We start from the raw sequence: 17,708 nt of genomic DNA on the forward strand, positions 1-17,708 counted from the left end.
GTGGGCAGAGATTTGTCGCGAGAATGTAACAACCTCACAGCACCACAGCTCTGCCCGTTGTCAGGGATAGATAAACCGGTTGACCACGTTCTCGAGCATCTCCTGTCGACCGCTGACGGCTTGGGGATTCAGCTCGTTGGTGAAGGCATGCTCGGCCAGTGAGGCGAGGCTGAATTCACCGGCCAAGACCGCTTGGCCGAACGGCTGCTGCCAACCGGCGTAGCGTTGGTCCTTGAACTGCTGGAGCTGGTCGTTCTGGACCATGGCTGCCGCGCGTTCCAGCGCCAGAGCCAGGACGTCCATGGCCGCCACATGACCGTGGAACAGATCGAGTTCGTCCACGCTCTGGCGCCGCACCTTGGAATCGAAGTTGAACCCGCCGTTGGTGAAACCGCCCGCCTTGAGAATCTCGTAGGTGGCCAGGGTCATCTCTTCGACGCTGTTGGGGAACTGGTCGGTGTCCCAACCGTTCTGCGGGTCGCCCCGGTTGGCGTCGATGCTGCCGAAGATCCCCAACGAGACGGCCGTGGCGATCTCATGATGAAAGCTATGCCCGGCCAGGGTCGCGTGGTTGGCTTCGATGTTGACCTTGATCTCGTTTTCCAGGCCGAACTGTTGCAGGAAGCCGAACACCGTGGCGCTGTCGTAATCGTACTGGTGCTTGGTCGGTTCCTGGGGCTTGGGCTCGATCAGCAGGTCGCCCTTGAAGCCGATCTTGTGCTTGTGCTCGACCACCATGCGCATGAAACGGCCCAGTTGCTCGCGCTCGCGTTTCAAGTCGGTATTGAGCAGGGTTTCGTAACCTTCCCGACCGCCCCACAGCACGTAATTGGAGCCCTTCAGGCGTTGGGTCGCGTTCATGGCGCTGAACACCTGGGCGGCGGCGCAGGCGAAGACTTCCGGGTCCGGGTTGCTGGCGGCACCTGCGGCAAAACGTGGGTTGCTGAAGCAGTTGGCGGTGCCCCACAGCAGCTTGATCCCGGTTTGTTCCTGATGGCGCTCCAGGTGGTCGACCATCTGGGCGAAGTGTTCGCGGTACTCTTTGAGCGAAGTGCCTTCGGGGGCGACATCGGTGTCGTGGAAGCAGTAGTAGTCGATGCCCAGCTTGGAGAAGAACTCGAAGGCCGCTTCGGCCTTGCCGATGGCCATTTCCATGGGATCCCCAGCGTGCTGCCACGGGCGCTTGAAGGTACCGGCACCGAACACATCCGACCCCGGCCAGACGAAGGTATGCCAGTAGCAGACCGCCATGCGCAGGTGCTCGCGCATGGGTTTACCGAGCACCAGTTTGTTGGCGTCGTAGTGACGGAAGGCAAGCGGCGAGTCGCTGGCGGCGCCTTCGTAGCGAATCTTGTCGACAGCGGGGAAGTACGACATGGGCGAGTTCCTTTTTTATTCTTGGCGGTGTCTCGATACTAACGCCGGCCCCGAGGCTGCTGATTATGAAAATCACCAACAGGGCGTTCGATTTTGAGTATTGAGGTTCATCGCTTGCGCGCCTAGTCTGTGTGCATCGGCCCAGGGTTAAACCAATGAAAACCGTCCCGCCCGTTCACCGCATCGCACTGTTGTTCAATGGCAGCAAGATCTACGACCGCGGCATCATCAGCGGCATCGGCAACTACCTGAGCAGCACCCGTGCGTCCTGGGACTTGTTCCTCGAGGAGGATTTCCTCTGTCGCTTGAAAGGCATCGAGCGCTGGCAGGGCGACGGGATCATCGCCGACTTCGACGACCCGCTGATTGGCGAGGCACTGGCCGGAATCAAGCTGCCGGTGGTGGCGGTGGGCGGTTCCTATCAGGATGAACGCGCCTACCCGAAAGGCATCCCCTATGTCGCCACCGATAATGACGCGTTGATGACGTTGGCCTACGAGCACCTGATCGAGGCCGGATTGACGCGTTTTGCCTGTTTCAGCCTGCCTGAAGCACAAGCCAATCGCTGGGCCCAGGAACGGGAAAAAGCCTTTCGCCGGCTGGTGCAGCGCGATGGCCTGCACGCCGAGGTCTATCGCGGCATGGGCACCAGCGCACCGCTGTGGGACAGCGCCGTCGAACAGCAGATCGCCTGGCTGCAAAGCCTGCCCAAACCCATCGGCATCATCGCCGTCAGCGACGCCCGCGCCCGGCAACTGCTGCAAGCCTGCCTGACCGCCGGAATCGCCGTACCGGAGGAAGTGGCGTTGATCGGCATCGACAACGATCCCCTGACCCGCAGCCTGACGCGGGTGCCGCTGAGCTCGGTGATCCAGGGCACCGAAACCATGGGCCGCACCGCCGCGCGCCTGCTCCATCAAATGCTGCACGGCATGCCGTCCACGGGCACACAGATTCTGATACCGCCGGATGCGATCAATGTGCAGGTGTCGAGTCTGCATCAGCCGTTGGGCAACCCTTATGTCATGCAGGCACTGCTCTTCATCCGCCAATACGCCTGCCAGGGCATCAAGACGGCCCAGGTGGCGGCCTATGTGGGCGTGTCGCGCTCATCGCTGGAATCGCACTTTCGCAAGGAGCGGGGCTGCAGCGTCCACGACGAGATCCTGCGCTTCAAACTGGCCGCCGCCGCCAATGGCCTGGAAAACACCCACTCGCCGATTGCCGACATCGCCCAGAATTGCGGCTTCAAATCGGCGCAGTACCTGCACACGGTGTTTCGCCGGGAGTTCGGCTGCACCCCTCGGGAGTATCAGCAGGGGGCCAATGCAGCAACTCACTGACCCACTGCCGAACCGCTCTCGTGGCGAGGGAGCTTGCTCCCGCTGGGGCGCGAAGCGGCCCCGAAACCTGATATACCGGTGTGTCAGGTTGATTGAGTGGATGCCTTAGGGTCTGCTGCGCAGCCCAACGGGGATAAATCCCCTCGCCACAAAAAAACAGCTCTGCTCCTGATGAACTGACCCACTGCCGAACCGCTCTTGTGGCGAGGGAGCTTGCTCCCGCTGGGGCGCGGAGCGGCCCCGAAACCTGACATACCGGTGCGTCAGGTTGATTGAGTGGATGCCTTAGGGTCTGCTGCGCAGCCCAACGGGGATAAATCCCCTCGCCACAAAAAAACAGCTCTGCTCCTGATGAACTGACCCACTGCCGAACCGCTCTCGTGGCGAGGGAGCTTGCTCCCGCTGGGGCGCGAAGCGGCCCCGTTTATTTGCTGGGCTAAATATCGATCCGTTCCGCCGGGTAGGTCCCAGGCGTGGGAATCTTCAAAAAACGCCGCTCATGATCCGCGTTCGGCAAAAGGCACACGTCGTATTTGCCAAACAGCCGATAACGATTCAGGGCAATGCGATCGTAGGCCCAGTCCCGAAGCCTGCGGGGGACGTAACGCAGCAGTTTCACCAGGCGCCAGGCCCAGGGTAATAGGGCTACGACTTCAAAAATCGCATCCGAACGCACCCAGTAATGCTGATCGCGAACCACGGCCATGGTGTCGAATTGATGCAGGGGCAGGCCCGCCCAGGCAAGCAAGGCTTGTCCTTCTGGCGACTGTACGGAGGCCAACCGCACGCGTCGGGCGTGGTCATGGCGGATCAGGAATTTCGCCCAGCCATTGCACAGTTTACAAACGCCGTCGAACAGGACCACTGTCTCGCCTGGCTCGAGCAAGGGCGCGGGTGTGGGGCGAGTTTGGGAGATGGACATGAATGGGTGTCTACATGGCGCCTGGTTACCCGGATAATACGCGTGTTCCAGCGTCAAGGGGCGACCCGGAGGGTTGCTCGACCATGATGACTTCAAGGGCATGATCCGATCCATGAGCGATGACACCTACACCCTGTACATGCGCTTCCAGACCCCCGACCCTGGCATCGGCCCACGAGAGCGGGTGCCGATGCTGGAGCAGGAGCTGGCCTGGGCGCGGGAGCGTGCGACCATGCATCGCTTCAGCTGGATCATGGTGCTGGTGCCGCCTCTGTGCCTGGGCCCGGTGCTGCCGGGCATCGCGTTTCTGCTGGGGCTGCTGGTCTATCAAGGGTTATCCGCCCCAGGCGTCGACCTTGACCGAATCATCGGGGATTCCCTTGGCTGGCTTGTGCTCGCCACCTTGTTGTTCATGGCTGCCTGGGGCCTGCATAACTACTTGCGCGATAAGCGCGACCCGACCAAGCGATTTTGGCAATCGATGCCCGATCAAGGGCTGGTCGAACTCGAACACCATACCCTGGTCTCCGGCATCAGCCTGTGGTCCAACGACTATGACCCGGACTGCAACACCCTCATGCAATGGACCGACGGCCAGTTGAAGTGCGTGCAAGACAGCGGTATATCGCAATGGATTCTGGCCAAGACCGCGGCGGGGCATTGGCTGGTGCTCAAGGAGCAGTTTTCGGGCGACTTCAGCTACGGGCGAGTAGGGCAAATGCCCGCACCGAACAAGCTCCTGCAACCCCGTCAGCAACTGGCGATCGCTTTCGCCCCCGGCACGAACCTGCAGTTGGGCCGACGTTTCGACGGTGCGCGGATGCCATTGGTGCAGACGCCGTACTGGCTGTCCGCCGATGAGCTCAAGCGCCTGGAAGAGGCCGCTCATCACTGGAATTTTCTACCGCCGAACCGCTATGGGGTGATCAATGATCAGGATGCCGCGTGGGTGCAACGGCTGGTGGACCGGGCGCAAGCCTGCGTTGGGCCGCGGCCGCAAGAGGACTGCTGCGCAGCCCAGCGGGAGCAAGCTCCCTCGCCACAATGAATCGAACCCATTCCTGGAAGTCCGGCCTGTCACTGGCCGGGCGCTAAAGCCATGTATTCACCACCCGCCGATCCAGCTCCTCCCAATCCGCCATGCCCAGTACCCGAGTGGTGTTCAACCCGCGCAAATAACCGCGCAGTTGATTGGCCGTGGCGCGCCTGAGCTCCGGGTCGGGTTCGGTGCTGCTCAGTAGCACGCTTTCGTACTGGATCAGGTAATCAGCCACCCGCTCACGGAAGTCGGGCAATACCGCGTCGCGAATCAGATCAAACGTTCTCATGGCTATATCTCATCAATCTTTCTCGGCTTGCAACTATTGCTAGGAGTAATAGTGACCATTACGAAATGCAAGTTCTGCTTTGCCGGCAATCATTGGAAAATCAGCGCCATCGAACACGCAGCCCATTATTTTTATTTTCAGGACCCCACCCATGCGCCCTTTATTTTTGCTTCCCCTGGCGTTTTCCCCGTTGTTGCTGGCCGGTTGTGCCTCGGCGCCGAACGATCCGACCCTGACCTTGCAGACCAGCAAGACGCCGGCCCAATACGCTGAATGCGTCGTACCGAAATTGCAGGGCAGTGCCTTGAACCCGATGGTCTCGCAGACCCAGCGCAGCTACCGCATCGTGGTGCCGAGCAAAGTCTCGGCGGACAACGTGCTGGAAGCCTACAAGGCCGGCAGCGGCGGCAAGGTCTTCATCTACGAGCGACATTTGCTGGCCTCCAACCTCCTGCCTTCGAGTTTCGAACGCGCCGCACAGGAATGCATCTGACCGGCCGTAAACGTTTTTCACTGTGCTCCTTTGGTTGGCCGCAACCAACCAATTCCCTTGCCCCGCACCGTCCTCGGTCGCGGGGCTTTTTTTGTTTGACGATGACTCCAGCCCGGTATTTCGGCCCGGACAGCGCATCCGCCGTGACCGGCATCGCGCCCCCGCGCGGCGATCGGCAAAAGCATGAGGGGGCACGTTTTGTCTTATAGCGTCGGCAAGGGGGAGCTGCCGTTCAAGGCTGGAATCCTTGAAAACACGTCAGCCATAAAATCCATGAACACGATAGCCCGCGTGGGGAGCAGTCTATTGGCGACATAAACCATCTGCACGGGGACAGGGGGAGCCGCATGGTTGGTGAGAATGAACTGTAATTTCCCGCTGCTCAGCCCGCCCTCAAACAGCCACGCAGGTCCATGCGCCACGCCCAGGCCTGCGGCGACCGCCGCACTCACAGCGTCGGGCGAGTTGACCCTGAGCCTGCCGCTAATCGGAATGTCCGCGTCCCGGAATCGCCAGGTCGCCCCGGACGACAGCAAGGTGTAGATGATGCAATCGTGGTCGCGTAGATCATCCGGGGTCTGCGGTACTCCACGTTTGGCCAAGTAGTCCTTGCTGGCGACGAAGACCCGGTCGTACCACCCAAGAGGCCGGGCGCGCAGGGCGCTGTCCTCCAGGTGTCCTATGCGAATGGCGAGTTCGGTGCCTTCATTGACCAGGTCTACGTATCGATCGTTGAGTTGGAGATCCAGGTTCAATTGAGGGTAGCGCTCCAAAAAGGCCGGCACATACGGCAGCACAAACGCGTGTGCGAGCGCTGTCGGACAGGCTACGCGCAAAAGTCCCGATGGCTCGACGTTGTTCCTGAAGGACGATTCGGATTCATCCACCGCATCCAGGATGCGCCGGATGTCCGCATAGTAGCGTTCGCCCTCCGGCGTCAAGGATAGCTTGCGCGTAGACCGGTGGAGCAAGCGCGTCTGCAAATGGTCCTCCAGAGCCGCTACATAGCGGCTTACATTGGGTTGCCCCAACCCTAGATCGCGCCCTGCCGCCGAAAAGCTCCCAGTTTCTACAGCACGCGCGAAGCATGTCATCAAAAGAAATCGGTCCACTTCTCCACCTCGATTCATGCCTGATTTGCATGAATCATATGCGAATAGGTGGTCTTATCCTATACGAGGCATGAGCGCATATTTCTCCATGTCGACCGCGGTGGTCGTCATTCACCGGAGAATTCAAATGTCGCGCTTGCAAGGTAAACGTACTCTTATCACTGGCGGCACCAGTGGCATCGGGCTGGAAACGGCAAAGCAGTTCCTCGCGGAGGGGGCTCGCGTGATCGTAACGGGTGTCAACCCCGATTCGATTGCAAAGGCCCAGGCCGAATTGGGCCCGGAAGTGCCGGTGCTGCGCGCCGACTCGGCCAGCGTTGCAGCACAAAAGGAGCTGGCCCAAGTCATCAAGGAACACTACGGCCAACTCGACGTTGCCTTCCTCAATGCCGGCGTATCCGTCTGGCAGCCCATTGAGGAATGGACGGAAGAGATGTTCGACCGTTCTTTCGACATCAACGTCAAAGGGCCGTACTTCCTGATGCAGGCGCTGTTGCCGGTCTTCGCAAATCCTGCTTCCGTCGTGTTGACCACTTCCGTAAGCGCGCATGCAGGCGCAGATCGCTCGTCCGTGTATGCCGCAACGAAGGCCGCATTGCTGAACATGTCGAAGACGCTCTCGACCGAATTGCTGGGCCGTGGCATCCGGGTCAACGCAGTGAGCCCTGGCCCCGTCGAGACGCCGCTTTACGACAAGCTCGGTATTCCGGAAGCTTATCGCGAGCAGCTTAACAAAGAGATCGCGGCCACCATTCCGCTTGGGCGCTTCGGCACCTCCGACGAGGTGGCCAAGGCCGTGCTGTATCTGGCATCCGACGAGTCGCGCTGGACGGTCGGCTCTGAAATCGTCCTTGACGGCGGCCGCCTGCTGAATGGCTAAGGGCGCAGCTCAAGAATTGTGCGAATGCAACATCGCCTGGGCTGAGTTAATCAGATACTGAACGCCCGCCTCAGCACTTAGCGACGAACGAGTCCAATCCAGACTGTGCAAACAGCGGTACGCGGGGAAACCTCTGCCGCTGTTTTCGCTTGATAAACCCTCCAGAGCCACTAAAAGCAATGAACGCTCTTACGTTAATAAGCCACCCACTATGCCCATTCGTACAGCGCGCCGCGATTGTGCTTCTTGAAAAGGGCATCCAATTCGATCGGATAAATGTCGATCTATCAGCCAAGCCAGACTGGTTCCTGGCAGTTTCGCCAACCGGCAAGGTCCCGGTGCTCAAGGTGCGCCAGGACAATGCGCAAGACGCGATCCTATTCGAAAGCATGGTCATCTGCGAGTACCTCGACGAAACCCAAGGCGGCGCGCCGATGTACCCGATTGATGCGTTAGCTCGCGCACGGAATCGGGCGTGGATCGAGTTCGCGTCGCAGACGCAAGCTGAAGCCTGGCAGTTTCTCCACGCTCGTGACTCTGCGACCGCAGATGCCAAGCGCACCGCATTTCGCGAACGGCTCGGCAAACTGGAGTCAGAAATAGGCGTGGGGCCGTTCTTCGATGGCTCGGCCTTTGGAATGGTTGATGCGGTTTATGCTCCGCTTTTCCGTTACTTCGAGAGTATCGACGCAACTGTCGCACACCAGATTTTCGACGGCCTTCCGCGCATTTCGGCTTGGCGTGAAGCGCTTGAGGCGCGCTCCAGCGTAAGGGATGCCGTTGTCGAAGACTATGCCGCTCGATTCCAAACGCATCTGCGCCAACAAGGCGCGCTGATCGCTGCCGCTTAGCCGCAGCGATCAATCAACCCAAGCCTTTCGATCGGGAGTCGGGAACATGACGAACCCATCAAGAAGCGCTCTGATCCTCGTTGAGTAGGTCAACGATGGGCTGGCCCCAACTGGCCATTTTTGCCTGCCGGTTTCAGGTTAGCCAATCGTCCGCCCGGATGAACTCGATGAGCGCTTTCAGGGCCGGCGGCACATGGCGTCGGCTGGGGTAATAGAGAAAAAACCGGCTTGGCGGCGCTTTCCATTGCGCGAGCAGTTCCGTGAGATGCCCATTGCGAAGGTCGTCGCGCGCCAGCTCCTCGTAGACGTAGGCAATTCCGGCGCCATCTTTGGCTGCCTGGATCATCAGCGCATCGTCTTCAAGAATGAGCGGGCCGGTGACGGACAACCGGATCGGTTGCCCCTCTGCCTGATACTCCCAAGCGTAGAGTTTGCCGCTGGGAAAACGCCGGGCGATGCAGGCATGGTCGAGCAAGTCCCGTGGAGCCTGGGCGATCCCCTTCGTGGCCAGGTAGTTTGGCGCGGCTACGGTCACGAACGATTGTGGGGGGCCGACAGGGACGGCGATCATGTCGCCGGCCAGGCTTTCGCCAAAGCGCACGCCGGCGTCAAAGCCACCGTTGACGATATCGGTCAAGCCGTCATCAGTGACCAGGTCCAGTTGAATGCGAGGATACCTGGCCACAAACGGCGCGAGCACTTTTGCAAATACCGCGCGTGCCGCCGGACGCGCCACGTTGAGGCGAAGCTTGCCCGCAGGCACGTCTTGCAGCGAGGTCAATTGGGTCAAGGCTTCGGCGACCTGCTGCAGGGTAGGGGCCAGCGTTGCCAATAGCTGGTGGCCGGCCTCGGTCGGGGTAACGCTGCGCGTGGTGCGGTTGAGCAGCCTGACACCCAGACGTGCTTCCAGGGCTCGCATGGCGTGGCTCAATGCCGAGGCCGAAACGCCACGCTCGTCGGCGGCCTTGCGAAAGCTGCGATGGCGCGCGACGGCGGCAAAGGCATCCAGTTCGGAAAGGTCGGGGTGCTGACTCATGAGTACGGTTCAGTAGTTCAAATACGATTACCCATCTTATCGTCATGAGATCCCTCGCGGATACTGCCCACATCATCTGTGGAGAACTCGCTATGCAAAAGAATCGTCTTGGATCATCGGACTTCCTGATTTCACCCATTGGCCTGGGAACCTGGGCCATTGCTGGCACCGGCTGGGAATACAGCTGGGGTGCGCAGGACGACGAGGACAGCCTGGGTGCTCTTGAATATGCCGTTGAATGCGGGGTGAACTGGGTCGATACGGCGGCGGTTTATGGTTTGGGCCATGCCGAGCAGTTGGTCGGGCAGCTGTTGCGTAGGCTGCCGGCTTCGCAGCGCCCATTGGTGTTCACCAAGGGCAGCTTGATCTGGGACCCGGTCACCAAGGCAATCTCACATTCGTTGGCACCTCGATCGTTGCTCGCCGAGGTCGAGGCAAGCTTGCGCCGACTGCAAGTCGAAACCATCGACCTTTATCAGATCCACTGGCCGGCCTTTCCTGCCGACGGCAGCAGCGAAGGGCTCGAGAGGGCGCTTTCGGCGTTGGCCACCGCCCGTGAACAGGGGAAAATTCGCGCTATTGGCGTCTCCAATTTCGATGTCGCGCAGCTCAAGCGGGCCCGGGCGGTGACCGAGATCGTTTCACTTCAGCCGCCATATTCCGCCTTGATGCGGGACATCGAGGAAGACGTCCTGCCATTTTGCGAGCAGGCGGAAATGGGTGTCTTGGCCTATTCCACTCTCCAATCGGGGCTGCTTTCCGGCAGCATGACGCGCGAACGTATCGCCCAATTGCCCGACGACGATTGGCGCAAGGCGCGAAGCGCGGACTTCCAGGAGCCTCGCTTGAGCGCGAACCTGGCGCTGGTCGAGGTCTTGGCCGGTATCGGCGAACGGCACGGGGTCAGTGCGGCGGCAGTCGCCATCGCCTGGGTGCTGCGCAAGCCGGTGGTGACCGGTGCCATCGTCGGAGCCCGTTGCCGCGGGCAGGTCGATGGGCTGATTGCCGGCGCGCAGCTGCGCCTCAGCGCCGAGGAAATCGAGGAAATTCGACCCTTCCTGCCATTGGGCATGGGCACGAATGTCCCACAGAGCGCTTGAGCAATTGATCGTGCAGGCGCCCGCTGGAATGAGCGGGTTTGACGCTTCGCTGCATAACCGGCACTATCTGCTCGTTGATGATCATTAGTGCTCGTTTATGCAGGTTGTATCCCATGACTTCTCCCCATGAAGCGTTCCCCGGCGAACGCCAGCAATTGATCAGCCAGCGTCTCGCCCGGTATGGCCGGGTGATCGCGGCTGACCTGGCCAGCGAATTCAATGTGTCCGAACACTCGATCCGGCGTGACCTGGGGGTATTGGCAGCGGCGGGGTTATGCAAGCGCGTTTATGGCGGCGCGATACTTGTGCCGGCTGCCGAAGGGTCGCTGGATGTTCGCGTGCGTAAAGACCCGGCACGCAAGGGCAGCCTCGGCCAAGCGGCCGCTGCTTTGCTGCGCGCGGGCCAGCACGTGTTCATCGATGCCGGGTCGACGAACCTGGCGATTGCAGGTGCCATCGATCCGAGCCTTCAGTTGACCCTCTCCACCAATTCGCCGTTGATTGCGGTGCAGTTGATGAAACTGCCCCGTGCCGAAGTCATCCTTCTGGGTGGGCGCTTGAACCCAATCGCCGGTGGTGTGATCGGGCTGACGGCGGTGGAGCAATTGCGCCAGTTCAGTTATGACGTGTGTTTTCTGGGGGCCTGCGCCATCGATCCAGACAATGGGGTCACGGCATTCGGCCTGGAGGACGCAGAGTTCAAGCGCGCAGTGGTGGCGGCAAGTGGGCAAGTGATTACAGCGGTGACCAACGAAAAGCTGTCCAGCGTTGCTCATTATCAGGTGGTTTCTTGTGAGGAGGTCGCCGCCCTGGTGGTGGAGCACGATGCGCCACGTGAGCGGCTGGAGCCCTTCTACGGCCGGGTGACCAACGTCGTGACGAGTGTCCGTGAGCAACTGCGTAGTTGATGCCTTAGCGGCGCAGTGCAGGGCAATCGGGTAGATACTGTACGGCCCCCATTGTCCGCCAGGCGATTTGCGTCTAGTTTGCTGCCCGATCACAAATACAAAAAAACAGGAGTCATCGATGCAACCGATTCGTCTCGGCCTGGTGGGCTACGGCAAGATTGCCCAGGATCAACACGTTCCAGCCATCCACGCCAACCCCGCGTTCCAACTGGTGGCGGTCGCCACGCAAGGGCAGCCCTGCGCCGGGGTGGAGAACTTCCGATCCCTGGGCGAGTTGCTCGAAAACGGTCCGCAGGTCGATGCGATTGCGTTTTGCACACCGCCACAAGGTCGATTCGCCCTGGTGCAACAGGCGCTGGCGGCCGGTAAACACGTCCTAGTGGAGAAGCCGCCGTGCGCCACGCTGGGTGAAGCCATGGCCTTGGTGGAGCAGGTTCGCGAGCAAGGCATCAGCGGCCTGTTCGCCTGGCATTCCCGTTACGCCCCGGGCATCGAAGCCGCCCGTGACTGGCTGGCCAGTCGCACCTTGCACAGCGTGCAGATCGACTGGAAGGAAGACGTGCGCAAGTGGCACCCCGGCCAGGCGTGGATCTGGCAGCCCGGCGGCCTGGGCGTCTTCGATCCGGGTATCAATGCCTTGTCGATTGTGACCCATCTGCTGGCGTTGCCACTGTTCGTGGAGTCCGCCGAGTTGCGCGTGCCGGACAACTGCCAGTCGCCGATTGCCGCCAGCATCAAGATGGCCGATGCGCGCCACCTCGACATCCGGGCGGAGTTCGATTTCGACCATGGTCATGACGAACTCTGGAGCATCGAGATTCGCTGCGCCGAAGGCGTCCTGCGCCTGGACAACGGCGGTGCGCTGTTGAGCATCGACGGCGTGCGCCAGGCCGTCTCCGAGGAGGGCGAGTACGCCGCGGTGTATCGACATTTTCAGCAACTGATCAACGACAAGGCCAGCGACATGGACCTGCAGCCACTGCGGTTGGTCGCGGACAGCTTCTTTGTCGGCAGTCGGACGGCGGTCGAGCCGTTCTACGATTAACCCAGGGAACTGCAGTTGAACGAACAAACATTGTCCATGCGCCTGGAGCGCGTGGCGGCGCATATGCCGGCAGGTGCGCACTTGGCCGATATCGGCTCGGATCACGCTTACCTGCCGGTGGCCTTGCTGCGCCGTGGTGTGATTGCGATGGCGGTGGCCGGCGAGGTGGCGTTGACGCCGTTGCGCGCCGCCGAACGCACCGTGATCGAGAATGGCCTGGAACGGCGGATCAGCGTGCGCCTGGCCAATGGCCTGGCGGCAATCGAGCCGGAAGACGGGATCACGGCGATCAGCCTCTGCGGCATGGGCGGTGAGACGATCCGCGACATCCTGGACAGCGGCAAAGCGCGGTTGAGCGGTCAGGAGCGGCTGATTCTACAACCCAACGGCGGCGAACAACCGCTGCGCCAGTGGCTGATGGAAAACGACTACCGCATCCTTTGCGAGGAAGTGCTGCGGGAAAACCGCTTCTACTACGAGATCATCGTCGCCGAGCGCGCCGGGCCAGTGACGTACACCGCCGAGGAGCTGTACTTCGGCCCGCTGCAGATGCAAGCGCGAACCCCGGTTTTCCTGGCCAAGTGGCAACGCCTGCTGCGCCAGAAACAAAAGACCCTCACCAGCTTCGCCAAGGCACGGCAAACCGTGCCGCAAGAGAAGCTGCAGGACATCGCCCGGCAGGCTCGCTGGATCACGGAGCTGTTGGCTTGAGACGCATTGAGGCCATCAGCTAAATGCCAGTGTCTCCAGCCGCCTGATTATCGACCCACCACCGGGTAGTGTTTGATACGACACGCATACGAGTTGCCGTCACCTTTACAGATGCCATCCAGGTAGCGGTAGTCCACCCGTACCGACTGTCCTTTGCCGGGCCATTGCCGGCGGGGGAGCGTGGCTTGGTAGTCCGGGGTTTCCGGGGTGAAGGTGAGCGATGAGCCTTGCGCTGGGCACTCCACCGAGGCGGACTTCGGCCTGACTTTCACGATCTGCGCCTGAAGCTGCGGGTAGGGTTGTTTCAAGACCTCGACGATACGTAGCTCCAGGTGGCAGATCTGCCACGTCGAGGCCTGGACGGGCCCACTCAGGAAGGCGAGCGTCAAGGCAGACAGTCCGAGGCACGCTGCGTGAGAGGTCATGGTTGCCCTTGTTTGAGGTGCTGACGTTTGCGCCTTTGCCTGATTCAACCGTAAAGCCCCATCAGCGAGAAAGACTTGTCAGTGCTCAGCGCAACCATTTCGGCCAGCGAATGCAGGAGCACTGGCACCAGCAAGCCACCGCTGACCACTCTTGCAATGGCGAATACACCCCCACAGGAGAAGATCAGCACGACGGTTATCCAGTTCCCGTATTGGATGTGCATGCCGGCGAAGATGGCTGACGTGACGATGATCGCGATCCATGTCCAGGTACGGCTGTTCTCATAGGGGAACAGCCGGAGCATGTAATGGCGGAAAAATAGCTCTTCAGCGATGGGTGGCAACACGATCAGCGAGGCGATCTTGATCGTGGCCTGCCAATTGTTGAGCCCGTCCAGGAGCTGGGCCATGAACACTTCTCGCGGCAGCCCCAGCACGAATATGGCGACCCCGAAAAACAGGTAGGAGCCCACGATGCCAAGCGCGCCCCACTGCAGGGGTTTGCCTATGTAATGACCGCGCCATTGCGTGCGCGCATCGGAGCGGTACTGCAGGGCGAAGAGGGCGAGGAGAGCGAGCGCGGTGATACCTGAGGTGGTGGTGAACGTCAGGTAGGCCTGCATGTCTGCGGGTATGAAAAGGACTTCGGGCACTGCAGCCAGAAAGACTATCAGGGTCGCAAGTACAAACATCCCGATCCGGGGAAAGAAGCGGTAGGGCGGTAAAGTGGCGGCGGTTGCAAACTCAGGGGCGGCACTTAGATTCGTCACAGTCACTCCATGAGTGCAAGGAAAAAGGCATGATGCCAGCATTTTGAGGGCGTCAGGTACGAGTTCCTGCTGGGTTCATGGCGTCGTGATTCAATCCAGGCGGCGACATGAATAAGCGTGGGTCTGATAAGGGAACTCAATGTGCTTGCGTCCGCGCAGAGCCGGATGGGTCTGAATCAAGGCCAGTAGTTGATCCGCTACCCGTTTCTTCTCTGCGTCAGGCAGTGCTGCAATAAAACTCACGGACAGAAAGCGATCCAGGATGACCGTCTCGGGGCTGCCTGTGTGGGTGTAACTGAAACAGGTCAGTTCGGGCTGCGAGAAGTAACGTCCGTTGAAGGGATGTCGCCAGTTTCCAGTATGAAAGCGTGGGGTATCGCCTTCGAAGGGGGTGATGATTTTAGTGATGTCGGCCACCCAGTCCACGGACTCATCACGCACGTTCCAGATCAAGCCGAGCCGGCCGCCCGGTTTGAGTACTCGGTGAATTTCCTGGAGCGCGGTTTCATTCGCGAACCAGTGGAAGGCCTGGGCGCATACGAGCGCCTGCGCCGTCCCTGCCTCGAGGGGAATGGATTCGGCCGTTCCCTCCAGAATCCTGGTGTTCGGCAGGTGCTTGGCAAACTCGATTCGCATCGCCTCGACCGGTTCGATGGCGATGGCATTGATCGCCATTGAATCCAGCAGGCGAGTAAATTTACCGGTACCGGCTCCTAACTCAACGACTGTCGATCCTGGGCTGATTTCCAGTGCGCTGCTGAGCCATGCCTGTATTTCGCTTGGGTAGTCTGGGCGCCCTTGGGTATAGGTGCTGGCTTCTGCTGAGTATCCTATCTGAGCGGCCTTATGGATGACTGTCATCTTCAGCGACCCTTCGGGTGGATGGGGGTAGATGGATTATGCGGTGTGTTCAGGTCGTCAGCTAGTTGATCCTTTCTGTACTTGGTCTCATGTGTTTGCGTTGGGGCAGATCGTTCATCGTTTTTTGGGGGATTGGTTGGTGTGTATATCCGTTTCTGAGGTAATGACTGCTTATGGTTCCGCTCTTACAGCCATCCCTTTCAAGGCCTTTTGACTTTAGCGGCTTCAGCACCCTATCCCATCGACAGATGAGCATTCGCCGCTTTGCCCTCCAGCCATTCTTCGCTGGATATTGCTAGCCAGCGCCCGCAAGCGCTGAGCCAGTCCTTCTCGGATGTGGTACTCAAAGCTGCTTCGACCCTCCGCCAATCTGCCAGACATACGGCGGTTCCGTACCGTTGATTTCCCAATCACCAATGATGCGCTCCTTGTAGATCAATGGATTATGCGAGGCAGCGGTGCGGGCGTTACGCCAGTGGCGGTCGAGGGTCTTGCTGGTGCTGGTGGCCGAAGCACCGAGGGCATTGAACAGGTCGCTGGTGGCACGCAACACCAGGTCGGAAATCACCACCTGGGCCTGGGCCGACTCCAGTTCGGCGGCGATGTTGGCGGTGTGCTCGGTTTCGGCGTCCTGGCTGAAGCGGCTCTCGTAGGCACGTTGGGAGGCGCTCGCGGCGCGCAGGGTGGTGGCTTCGGCGGCATAGACCTGGGCCGATGCCCTGCCGATCACTTGCTGCACTTGCACGTCCTGGCTCACTTCGCTGGCATTGCCGGTGCTGAAGACCCGCGTGCGTTTGCGCACTTGCTCGGTGATGTCATGAACCGCAGCGCGACCGGCGCCGGTCAGCACGGCCAGCAACACCAGTTGATAAAACGCGGTCTGGTATTTGAAGCGGGTAGAGAAGTCGATGAGGTTTTCTGCCTCGACCAACGCATTCTCGAACAGCGACGTGCCGCTGCCGGTGGTGCGTTGGCCAAAACCGTCCCAGTCATCGCTTTGCTTGACGCCCGGCTGGTGTACGCGGACGGCGGCAATCACGTCGGTGCCGTTGTCGTCGCGTTGGGCATACACGTCGATCCAGTCGGCGAAGATACTGCCGGTGCTGTAGTACTTGGTGCCATTGACGACCCACTGATCACCCTGGCGGGAAACCCGGGTGCCGACTTCGCCGATCTTCACCGCGCCGACTTCCGTCCAGGCATTGCCCACCAGTTCACCCTCGACGAAACGCTTGAACCAGATGTCTTGTGGGCCGCTGGCGTGGGCGTTGAGACGGTCCTCGACGAATGCGAAGTGTCCGCGCAAAGCCTGGGGCAGGTTGGAATCGGCTTCAGCCAGTTCGATCAGCAATTGCAGCAGTTGCGGCAACGAAGCCCCGGCGCCGCCATATTCGACCGGTACGCGGACGGCGCCAAAGCCGGCTTCCTTCAACCATTTCACCTGTTCAAAGGGCAGGCTGCGCGTCTGCTCACGCTCCAGGGCGCCGGCCTGGATGCGCGCAAAGATCGGCCGGAAGCGTTCGGCCAGGGGCTCATAGTCGGTGCCCGTGGAAAGGGTCGGCGGCAGGTGTTGTTGCTGTGCGGTCATGTTGATCTTCCTTCTTGATGGCGAGTAGGCGGGCAGGGGAAAAATCTGCCGGTGCCAAAGGCCATTGCACAGTCCATGCCCGAGGCCCAACGCCCGTAAATGCGGGGCCCATACGGCGCTTATCAGCGAAAGAGCTGTCCTGGCCACGGACAATCTGTTGCGCAACTGTGTGCCGGGCAACAGTTGCCGCGGCGGGCATCGACAGGCCAGGTGTTGGCCAGGCAACAGTGGACCAACAGCTTGACCGTCAGGCGACAGCGCAGTGATTGGATGCGTCATGTAACTTATTGATTATTAAATGAATATTCAGGTGGCATGGTTGCTGCTCTACACCTTGTGCGGACGCTGAGGTGGCGTCTCCAGGCATGGGGTAAGCGATGAGCAAGCAATTCAAAGTGGTGGCGGTGTCAGGTAGCGTGCAGCACCCGTCACGCACCCTGGCGCTGCTCCAGGCGTTGGTGGACCGGCTGGGGCAGCAACTGCCGATCGAGGTGCGCTTGATCGAATTGGCCAAGGTCGGTCCACAGTTCGCCGGGGTGTTGCGTCGCGAGGCGTTGCCGGCTGCCGTGCAGGAGGACCTGCACGCCATTGAATCGGCCGATCTGCTGATTGCCGCCAGCCCGGTATACCGAGCTTCATACACCGGCCTGTTCAAGCACCTGTTCGATTTCGTTCATCACGAAGCCCTCAAGAACGTACCGGTGCTGTTGGCCGCGACAGGCGGCTCGGATCGCCATGCCTTGATGATCGATCACCAGTTGCGGCCCCTGTTCGGCTTCTTCCAGGCCCTCAGCCTGCCAGTGGGGGTCTATGCCAGCGAAACCGATTTCAGCCAATACCGGATCTGCAGTGCACAGGTGCTGGAGCGTATCGAGCGTGCCGTCGAGTCGGCGTTGTTGAGCCTGGTTTCGAGCGTTCGACGCGACGCCAGTGCCGCCTGATCCATTTTTCCTTTCAA

At 60.5% G+C, this 17,708-nt stretch carries 19 protein-coding genes; 10 read left to right on the plus strand and 9 right to left on the minus strand.

Annotation, left to right across the window (positions count from 1 at the left end):
* Window positions 1–60: 60 nt before the first annotated feature.
* Window positions 61–1,377, minus strand: a complete 1,317-nt coding sequence (xylA, locus tag BLO97_RS03330; RefSeq protein ID WP_063321501.1) for a xylose isomerase — start codon at window positions 1,375–1,377, stop codon at window positions 61–63.
* A 155-nt stretch (window positions 1,378–1,532) separates the two neighbouring features.
* Between xylA and BLO97_RS03335 the strand changes: the two genes are divergently transcribed.
* Window positions 1,533–2,720, plus strand: a complete 1,188-nt coding sequence (locus tag BLO97_RS03335; protein ID WP_092222022.1) for a XylR family transcriptional regulator — start codon at window positions 1,533–1,535, stop codon at window positions 2,718–2,720.
* Window positions 2,721–3,156: 436 nt separating this feature from the next.
* On the opposite strand, the gene BLO97_RS03340 is transcribed toward BLO97_RS03335, so the two are convergent.
* Window positions 3,157–3,642, minus strand: a complete 486-nt coding sequence (locus tag BLO97_RS03340; RefSeq protein ID WP_092141555.1) for a thiol-disulfide oxidoreductase DCC family protein — start codon at window positions 3,640–3,642, stop codon at window positions 3,157–3,159.
* A gap of 112 nt (window positions 3,643–3,754) precedes the next feature.
* On the opposite strand from BLO97_RS03340, the gene BLO97_RS03345 reads away from it, so the two are divergent.
* Window positions 3,755–4,690 (plus strand): hypothetical protein, encoded by a 936-nt coding sequence (locus BLO97_RS03345; RefSeq protein ID WP_092344925.1) that lies wholly within the window; start codon window positions 3,755–3,757, stop codon window positions 4,688–4,690.
* A 43-nt stretch (window positions 4,691–4,733) separates the two neighbouring features.
* Here the strand turns inward: BLO97_RS03345 and BLO97_RS03350 are convergent, their stop codons facing one another.
* A complete protein-coding gene (locus tag BLO97_RS03350; RefSeq protein ID WP_003201330.1) occupies window positions 4,734–4,970 on the minus strand; it encodes a hypothetical protein in 237 nt (78 codons plus the stop codon).
* Window positions 4,971–5,121: 151 nt separating this feature from the next.
* Here BLO97_RS03350 and BLO97_RS03355 point away from each other — a divergent pair, with 151 nt between their 5' ends.
* The gene (locus BLO97_RS03355; protein WP_072344635.1) at window positions 5,122–5,463 is read left to right on the plus strand and encodes a YajG family lipoprotein; all 342 of its coding nucleotides are present in this window, start codon (window positions 5,122–5,124) and stop codon (window positions 5,461–5,463) included.
* Between the two features lie 203 nt (window positions 5,464–5,666).
* Here the strand turns inward: BLO97_RS03355 and BLO97_RS03360 are convergent, their stop codons facing one another.
* On the minus strand, window positions 5,667–6,575 hold the full coding sequence (locus BLO97_RS03360; protein WP_092344927.1) for a LysR family transcriptional regulator: 909 nt from the start codon (window positions 6,573–6,575) through the stop codon (window positions 5,667–5,669).
* A gap of 127 nt (window positions 6,576–6,702) precedes the next feature.
* On the opposite strand from BLO97_RS03360, the gene BLO97_RS03365 reads away from it, so the two are divergent.
* On the plus strand, window positions 6,703–7,455 hold the full coding sequence (locus BLO97_RS03365; protein ID WP_092141546.1) for an SDR family oxidoreductase: 753 nt from the start codon (window positions 6,703–6,705) through the stop codon (window positions 7,453–7,455).
* Window positions 7,456–7,634: 179 nt separating this feature from the next.
* Entirely contained in the window at window positions 7,635–8,306 is a 672-nt protein-coding gene (locus tag BLO97_RS03370; protein WP_092344929.1) for a glutathione S-transferase family protein, read from the plus strand.
* Between the two features lie 133 nt (window positions 8,307–8,439).
* On the opposite strand, the gene BLO97_RS03375 is transcribed toward BLO97_RS03370, so the two are convergent.
* Window positions 8,440–9,342, minus strand: coding sequence for a LysR family transcriptional regulator (locus tag BLO97_RS03375; RefSeq protein WP_092344931.1), 903 nt, complete (start codon window positions 9,340–9,342; stop codon window positions 8,440–8,442).
* Between the two features lie 92 nt (window positions 9,343–9,434).
* Between BLO97_RS03375 and BLO97_RS03380 the strand changes: the two genes are divergently transcribed.
* From BLO97_RS03380 to BLO97_RS03395, 4 genes are all read left to right on the plus strand, one after another.
* Window positions 9,435–10,442 (plus strand): aldo/keto reductase, encoded by a 1,008-nt coding sequence (locus BLO97_RS03380; RefSeq protein ID WP_092344933.1) that lies wholly within the window; start codon window positions 9,435–9,437, stop codon window positions 10,440–10,442.
* 113 nt (window positions 10,443–10,555) lie between these two features.
* Window positions 10,556–11,350 (plus strand): DeoR/GlpR family DNA-binding transcription regulator, encoded by a 795-nt coding sequence (locus BLO97_RS03385; RefSeq protein ID WP_092344935.1) that lies wholly within the window; start codon window positions 10,556–10,558, stop codon window positions 11,348–11,350.
* Window positions 11,351–11,468: 118 nt separating this feature from the next.
* A complete protein-coding gene (locus BLO97_RS03390) occupies window positions 11,469–12,395 on the plus strand; it encodes a Gfo/Idh/MocA family protein (RefSeq protein ID WP_092141532.1) in 927 nt (308 codons plus the stop codon).
* Between the two features lie 15 nt (window positions 12,396–12,410).
* Complete coding sequence (locus BLO97_RS03395) at window positions 12,411–13,106, plus strand: tRNA (adenine(22)-N(1))-methyltransferase (RefSeq protein ID WP_092344937.1); 696 nt, start codon at window positions 12,411–12,413, stop codon at window positions 13,104–13,106.
* Between the two features lie 47 nt (window positions 13,107–13,153).
* On the opposite strand, the gene BLO97_RS03400 is transcribed toward BLO97_RS03395, so the two are convergent.
* The 4 genes from BLO97_RS03400 to BLO97_RS03415 form a co-directional block, all read right to left on the minus strand.
* Window positions 13,154–13,531 carry a hypothetical protein gene (locus BLO97_RS03400; RefSeq protein WP_092141526.1) on the minus strand — a complete coding sequence of 126 codons (378 nt, stop codon included), beginning with the start codon at window positions 13,529–13,531 and terminating at the stop codon, window positions 13,154–13,156.
* Window positions 13,532–13,575: 44 nt separating this feature from the next.
* On the minus strand, window positions 13,576–14,301 hold the full coding sequence (locus BLO97_RS03405) for a CPBP family intramembrane glutamic endopeptidase (protein WP_256571609.1): 726 nt from the start codon (window positions 14,299–14,301) through the stop codon (window positions 13,576–13,578).
* A 90-nt stretch (window positions 14,302–14,391) separates the two neighbouring features.
* Window positions 14,392–15,162 carry a class I SAM-dependent methyltransferase gene (locus tag BLO97_RS03410; RefSeq protein WP_092141523.1) on the minus strand — a complete coding sequence of 257 codons (771 nt, stop codon included), beginning with the start codon at window positions 15,160–15,162 and terminating at the stop codon, window positions 14,392–14,394.
* Between the two features lie 343 nt (window positions 15,163–15,505).
* Window positions 15,506–16,750: an acyl-CoA dehydrogenase family protein gene (locus BLO97_RS03415; protein WP_092141520.1), complete on the minus strand. Its 1,245-nt coding sequence runs from the start codon at window positions 16,748–16,750 to the stop codon at window positions 15,506–15,508.
* Between the two features lie 377 nt (window positions 16,751–17,127).
* Between BLO97_RS03415 and msuE the strand changes: the two genes are divergently transcribed.
* Window positions 17,128–17,691, plus strand: a complete 564-nt coding sequence (gene msuE / locus BLO97_RS03420; protein WP_092344939.1) for an FMN reductase — start codon at window positions 17,128–17,130, stop codon at window positions 17,689–17,691.
* The last annotated feature ends 17 nt before the right edge of the window (window positions 17,692–17,708 follow it).

Source organism: Pseudomonas sp. NFACC05-1, assembly GCF_900100135.1.
GTDB classification, from domain to species: Bacteria; Pseudomonadota; Gammaproteobacteria; order Pseudomonadales; family Pseudomonadaceae; genus Aquipseudomonas; species Aquipseudomonas fluorescens_Q.

Excerpts from the sequence above, each read along its gene's own strand:
- BLO97_RS03410 (WP_092141523.1), bottom strand. The coding sequence starts at position 15,162 with ATGACAGTCATCCATAAGGCCGCTCAGATAGGATACTCAGCAGAAGCC.
- BLO97_RS03370 (WP_092344929.1), top strand. The coding sequence starts at position 7,635 with ATGAACGCTCTTACGTTAATAAGCCACCCACTATGCCCATTCGTACAG.
- BLO97_RS03390 (WP_092141532.1), top strand. The coding sequence starts at position 11,469 with ATGCAACCGATTCGTCTCGGCCTGGTGGGCTACGGCAAGATTGCCCAG.
- xylA (WP_063321501.1), bottom strand. The coding sequence starts at position 1,377 with ATGTCGTACTTCCCCGCTGTCGACAAGATTCGCTACGAAGGCGCCGCC.
- BLO97_RS03350 (WP_003201330.1), bottom strand. The coding sequence starts at position 4,970 with ATGAGAACGTTTGATCTGATTCGCGACGCGGTATTGCCCGACTTCCGT.
- BLO97_RS03375 (WP_092344931.1), bottom strand. The coding sequence starts at position 9,342 with ATGAGTCAGCACCCCGACCTTTCCGAACTGGATGCCTTTGCCGCCGTC.
- BLO97_RS03380 (WP_092344933.1), top strand. The coding sequence starts at position 9,435 with ATGCAAAAGAATCGTCTTGGATCATCGGACTTCCTGATTTCACCCATT.
- BLO97_RS03385 (WP_092344935.1), top strand. The coding sequence starts at position 10,556 with ATGACTTCTCCCCATGAAGCGTTCCCCGGCGAACGCCAGCAATTGATC.
- BLO97_RS03400 (WP_092141526.1), bottom strand. The coding sequence starts at position 13,531 with ATGACCTCTCACGCAGCGTGCCTCGGACTGTCTGCCTTGACGCTCGCC.
- BLO97_RS03335 (WP_092222022.1), top strand. The coding sequence starts at position 1,533 with ATGAAAACCGTCCCGCCCGTTCACCGCATCGCACTGTTGTTCAATGGC.
- BLO97_RS03345 (WP_092344925.1), top strand. The coding sequence starts at position 3,755 with ATGAGCGATGACACCTACACCCTGTACATGCGCTTCCAGACCCCCGAC.
- BLO97_RS03415 (WP_092141520.1), bottom strand. The coding sequence starts at position 16,750 with ATGACCGCACAGCAACAACACCTGCCGCCGACCCTTTCCACGGGCACC.
- BLO97_RS03355 (WP_072344635.1), top strand. The coding sequence starts at position 5,122 with ATGCGCCCTTTATTTTTGCTTCCCCTGGCGTTTTCCCCGTTGTTGCTG.
- msuE (WP_092344939.1), top strand. The coding sequence starts at position 17,128 with ATGAGCAAGCAATTCAAAGTGGTGGCGGTGTCAGGTAGCGTGCAGCAC.
- BLO97_RS03365 (WP_092141546.1), top strand. The coding sequence starts at position 6,703 with ATGTCGCGCTTGCAAGGTAAACGTACTCTTATCACTGGCGGCACCAGT.
- BLO97_RS03340 (WP_092141555.1), bottom strand. The coding sequence starts at position 3,642 with ATGTCCATCTCCCAAACTCGCCCCACACCCGCGCCCTTGCTCGAGCCA.